The organism is Synechococcus sp. H60.3, assembly GCF_047462295.1.
Taxonomy (GTDB): Bacteria; Cyanobacteriota; Cyanobacteriia; order Thermostichales; family Thermostichaceae; genus Thermostichus.
On sequence record NZ_JANSIY010000098.1, the window covers coordinates 1 to 5,421 of the forward strand.

Annotated in this window: 4 protein-coding genes; all 4 read right to left on the bottom strand. The window is 56.1% G+C overall.

Annotated features, from left to right (window positions below; genetic code table 11):
• Positions 1-74: 74 nt before the first annotated feature.
• Positions 75-3,809, bottom strand: coding sequence for a PAS domain S-box protein (locus tag NW841_RS10080; RefSeq protein ID WP_414386246.1), 3,735 nt, complete (start codon positions 3,807-3,809; stop codon positions 75-77).
• A 122-nt stretch (positions 3,810-3,931) separates the two neighbouring features.
• Positions 3,932-4,483: a hypothetical protein gene (locus tag NW841_RS10085; protein ID WP_414386247.1), complete on the bottom strand. Its 552-nt coding sequence runs from the start codon at positions 4,481-4,483 to the stop codon at positions 3,932-3,934.
• An 80-nt stretch (positions 4,484-4,563) separates the two neighbouring features.
• Positions 4,564-5,172, bottom strand: a complete 609-nt coding sequence (locus tag NW841_RS10090; RefSeq protein ID WP_414365913.1) for a Uma2 family endonuclease — start codon at positions 5,170-5,172, stop codon at positions 4,564-4,566.
• Positions 5,173-5,199: 27 nt separating this feature from the next.
• On the bottom strand, positions 5,200-5,421 hold a 222-nt coding region (locus tag NW841_RS10095), incomplete at its 5' end, for a Uma2 family endonuclease (protein WP_414386248.1).

Sequence of the window (5,421 nt, forward strand, 5' to 3'; positions counted from 1 at the left end):
CCTACTGGAGTACCTCTGCCAGCAGTCCAACAAGGTCTACAACTGCGCTTTGTACTACGCTCGCCAAGTCTCTTTCATAGCTGCGGCAGATGGGGCAGGTGGAGCGTAAAGGTTGTCCAGCCGGCGGTGCTGCTCACCTCGATGGATCCCCGCAACTGATCCACCATCTGTTTCACCAAGGCCAAGCCCAGCCCCGTGCCCCCTTCCTTCCAGGGATCCTTGCTGGGAATGCGGTAAAAGCGCTCAAAGATGCGCGTCAGCTCCTCGGCAGGGATCTCTTGGCTGTTGCTAACCTGGATGCGGCTTTGAGGATTTTCCGTTTCAATTTGCAAGCGGATGGATCCCTGGGCCGGCGTGTATTTCACGGCATTGTGCAAAAGCTCGCGCAGGATCCTGCTCAACAGCAAGGGATCCGTCGTGAGGCTGCTTTCTAGGGGGACGCTGGCTTGAAAGCTCTGCCCCTTGGCGTGGGCCCGCTCCTCGGTAACGGTCAGCAGATCCCCCAGCAGCTCCCGCCAGGTGAGGGCTTGCACCTGCAGAGCGTAGGCCCCCGCCTGCAGGCGCTGCAGATCCAGCAGGTCGTTGATGAGCTCGATTTCCCGCTGGCATTCTCGCTCGGCAATGCTTAGATATTGAGCTCGTTTTTCGGTTGAGGGAGCCATCTGCAGCATCTTCAGAGCCATCTTCAAGCTGGCCAGGGGGGTGCGTAGCTCATGGCTGACGGTGCTGATAAAGTCATCTTTGAGACGGTTAAGCCGCTCCAGGGCTTGCACCTGCTCTTGGGCAGCTTGGAACAGGCGCGCCTGGCGCAGCCCAATGGCGCATTGGTTGGCCACCTGCTGGATCAGTTGGATCTCCTGGTTGTCAAAAGGACGTGCAGCCGAGCGAAAAATCCACAGATCCCCTAGCACCTGGCCTTTGTCTAGCAAGGGACAAGCCATCACCACCTGGCGGTTTTCTGGAGCCCTCCCTGAGAGGCAAAATAGACAAAGCTGTCCTCTGAGCAGTTGCCGGTGAATGTCGTCGTAAGGCCCTCCCACTAGGGGTAGAGAAACGTTCAGGTGGGAAGCGGAGCGGGGGCAATACTCGTAGCTGATGGTGGAAAGGGTGAGGTCGGCGTTGTAAAGACCGATATCGCAGCCATCGGCATCTAGACTCTCTCCCAGCTCGCGCACGGCGGTGTTGAGGATCTCGGCTTCGTCGAGAGAATCGCGCACGCGGTCGGTGATGCGTTTTAGGATGGCCTCAAATTGCAAAGCCCGCTCCAGCTCGGCGGTGCGCTGCTGCACCTTCTCCTCCAGCGTTTGGTTCAGGGCTTTTACCTGCTCGTAAAGCTGGGCTTGCTGCAAGGCAATGGCCAATTGTTCCGCTAGCTCTTGCAAAAGCTTGATCTCCCACTCCTGCCAAGGACGGCTGGCGCGGCAGTGCTGCGCCACCAAGAGGCCCCAGAGCTCCTCCCCCCGCCGAATGGGGATCACCAAGTTGGCCTGAGCCTGGAAAGATGACAAGAGCTCCCGGTAGCAGGGATCCAAAGGGGCCGTGGCCACATTGTCGATGGCCTGCACAAAGCCCTGCTGGTACTTGCGATAGCAGGGATCCTGGCGAAAGTAAGCATCCCACACGGAGCGGCCTAAGTGGCTGGGCCAGGGATCCAGGACGGACTCGGCGGCTACAAATCCCCCTATGCCCTCCTGCAACTGGTAGATCATCACCCGATCCACCTGGAGAAACTCTCGCACTTCCGCCGCCGTGGTTTGCAGGAGGGGCTGCAAGTCCAGCTTCTCGCGGATCCGGCGCAGCAGGGATCCCAGAAGTCTTTCTCTCTCTGCCTCTTGCCGCAGCAAATCCTGGGCTTCTTTGAGAGGGGTTATATCCACAGCAATGCCGCAAACGGCATAGGGATCCCCTTGCCAATCCCGCAGGGCAAACTTGGTGATCCACTTTTCTTGCTTTTTGCCGTCTCGACAAATGGTGCGCTCATAGCTGATGGGAGCGGGAGACTGGATGGCTCTTTGATCTTCCTTGCGGAACTCCAGAGCTTCCTCTGGCGAGAAGAGCTCCGTATCGGCCTTGCCGAGAACTTCTTCTGGGAGTTTACCGTTTTTTTGCAGGTAAGCTTGATTGACCTGTAAGTAGCGGCCCTGCAAATCTTTAACAAAGATGGGAAAAGGGATCCCGTCGAGGATGGCCTTGAGACGGGCCTCGCTCTCTTGCAGGGCCAGCTCTGCCTCTTTTTGCTCGGTGATATCTTCTGTGATGCCGGCAATGCGGATCACTTCTTGCTGTTCATTGAAAATAGGTCGGCAGGAAGTTCGCAACCAGCGCACCCGACCATCTCGATGGAAAATGCGATAGGTAACCGGCTTCTCTCCTTGGATAACTTGAGGTACGGCTTGCAGAACCTGAGGCAGATCTTCGGGGTGGATCGTGTCTTTCCACAGATCCGGCTTCTGATAAAACTCCTCCGGCGTGTATCCCCAGATCTGCTTGCACTGAGGGCTTTTGTATAGGGATTGACTGAGATCCGGAGAATAGATAAAAAAGGTCACTGGCACAGCTTCGGCCATTTCCCGGAAGCGGGCTTCGCTTTCCCGCAGCGCCAGTTCTGTCTCTTTTTGCTGGGTAATGTCGCGGGTGCTGCAGACGATTCCTGCCACCGCAGGATCCTGCAAAAGGTCGGTACAGCGGCTCTCTAGCCATACCCAATGGCCATCCGCATGCTGTGCCCGATAGATAAAGCTGAGCGTTTCGCCAGGTCGAGCCTTGAGTTGTTCAAGAGCACTAGCAACAATCTCCTGATCTTCTGGGTGAACCCAATCCAAAGGTATAGGTTCTCCCTCCTTAGGACAACGACCTAAAATTTTCTCAGCAACTGGGCGATTGAAGGGATAGACCAAGCCTTGGGCATCGATCCAGCACAAAATGTCGTGGCTGTTGTTGAGAAAGGCGCAAAAGCGCTCCTGTTGTTCTTGCACCTGTTGTTCCAGCCGCTTTTGCTCCGTAATGTCCAAGGCAATGCCGAGGCACCCCAAACCTTTGGACTCATCCTGCAGCTTCACGGCCAGGCGATAGACATAGCGCTCTTGGCCTTGAATGATTTCCTTGCCCTCCATCTGGAAAATCCTTTGCCGCTCTAGGTCGGCTAGAGCTTGGGAAGTGAACTCCAGCCACTGGGGGTACTGCTGAGCCATCTCTTGCAGGGAAGTGCCCAGCAGGTCGCCAAACCAGGCACGGTCGGTGGCATTTTGCAAAATCAGCACCCCCTGGGGATCCCTGGCCCATATGGCTGCCGGCAGGGCATCCAAGAGGGCTTGCAATTGGGCTTCCCGCAGCCGCAGATTGTCTTCCAGTTGCTTCTGCTTGGTGATGTCTCGGCCCACGCCGCGAATAAACTGCAGCCGGCCCCGCCGGTCAAAGATGCCCTGGTTGATCCACTCAAACCACCGCACCTGTCCCGCCGCGTCCACTATCCTATCAACCCTCGTGAAAGTGGGCTGCTGAGGGGTGAGCTGGGCTATCTGCTGCCGCACCTGCTCTTGCTCCTCTGGCGTCAAGCCTTCGATCCAGCGCCGGCCCCGCCGATCGCCCAAAACCTTCTGATGGACTTCGTTGCACTCCAGCAACGTCGTATCGGGCCGCGCCAGGGTGACGATATCGGGAAAACCAACCTGGGCCTGATGCAGCCGTCGCCTTTGCCAGAAGACAAGCGCCAGGAAAGAGGCTGCCCACAAAAGCAGCCACGGCCAGTTGCGCAAAGCATCCCTGACGACTAGGCTAACGGTTTCCAGAGACTCCCCAGGAATACTCATGAAAGCTTAGCATTACTAAAATTCTGTGAAGGTACGCAAGAGCACCTATCCCAATCCTCACACATTCTCAGGGGTTTCCCAAGGATTGCCAAGTACTGCAATCAACAGCTTATGAGGAAACCTCACGGGTTCATATAGGCCTGAATCCAGCCTGCCAGCCGCTGCGCCAAGGCAAGGGCTTCCGGCTCGCCTTTTTTGATCGCCGATTGGCTACTGAAACAAGCGATCACTTCTTCAAGCTCTTGTTCAAAAACCTGGGGACGGAACTGCAACCGCACCTGAGCTTGTATCTGAAAGCTTTCCTGTGCTTCTTTATCCAAGATCTCTTGTCCCAGCCGCTGCAGCCGCACCCCTTGCAATTGGGCGAGAGGATAAGAGAAGACCTGCTGCCGCCAGATCCCCCAAGGGCCACCCAGCCGGGTCAGGGTCACCCGCTGCCGCTCCCGATCCACACTCAAGATCTGCCCCAGCCCCCAAGGGATCCCAATCCCCAGGCCCGCTGCTACAGCCAGTAGCCCCAGCAGAGGGGAAGGCTGCCAGAGCTGGGATCCCAGCGCCAACAACGCCAGGCCCGCCCCCACCCGCCAGGCCAGTTGCTCAGGGGTAAACCTTTGCAGGGCAATCCGCAGCCGCCTGGGGGTGCGCTCCAGAACTTGCAGGTGAACCAGCGCCATGGAAGGGGATCCCGTTTTTGGGGCCAGTTTACCAGGTGCCGCGGAACCCTGGAGGGTTTTGTTGCTAGGTTCGCAAAAAACTAAAACTCAGGTTCGGCAAAAAACTCCGACAAATCCAAGGCAAACCCAGGGATCACCTCTTCGCCTTCTAGGATGTCGCCTGGCCGCTTCAGTGCTGTGGGCTCAGGCTGACGGTAAACCAAAACATACTTTTCTTCGGGATGAATAAGCCAAACAAGGCGGGATCCGTTCTCAAAATAATCGACGATCTTGTTGTGGATCTCTCCTACAGTGTTGTCATCAGAGAGAACTTCCACAACCAAATCTGGGGATCCCTCGATATAACCCTTGGGGATCCCGCCAAGGGATCGCAGCCGCTCTTTGGAGAAGAAAGAACAATCTGGGGAGCGGCGATTGCCGGATTTCATTTTAAACGAAGTGTCGGAATCGAAGACAACACCCATTTTTTGGGCTCTAACATAGGCAGTCAGGAAAAAACTGATTAAACTAACGTAGTAGCCATGTCTTGCACCCGCTGAGCCCATCGCAATTAATTTTCCATTTACAACTTCGTAGCGATTGCCATCATCGGGCAGAGCCATAAACTCTTCATCAGTCCAAATCTTCCCAGAAGCTGTTGCAGAGCTTTCGGTAGGTTCCTTTGCTAGCCTTTCCAGAGCTTCAATCATGGTAGCCCTCTCAGATAGCTAAAACAACTAAGGGATCCGAGCCTGAGCAAACACACCCTGTGGGACAACCTTCAAGCCCGGCAAGAAGTTATCTTGGATGGCTTGGGATCCTGTAAAAGTCTTTGGTGGGGCATCGGGGTAGAAGACAGTGATACTCTTGGCCTGCGGATCTACAATCCAAACGCGGGGGATCCCAGCTTCCAGATAGTCCGCTGCCTTTTGAACCACAGCCCCAAAACTCTGGCCGGG

Coding starts and splice junctions, on each gene's coding strand:
- NW841_RS10080 (WP_414386246.1), bottom strand. CDS start 3,809: ATGAGTATTCCTGGGGAGTCTCTGGAAACCGTTAGCCTAGTCGTCAGG.
- NW841_RS10085 (WP_414386247.1), bottom strand. CDS start 4,483: ATGGCGCTGGTTCACCTGCAAGTTCTGGAGCGCACCCCCAGGCGGCTG.
- NW841_RS10090 (WP_414365913.1), bottom strand. CDS start 5,172: ATGATTGAAGCTCTGGAAAGGCTAGCAAAGGAACCTACCGAAAGCTCT.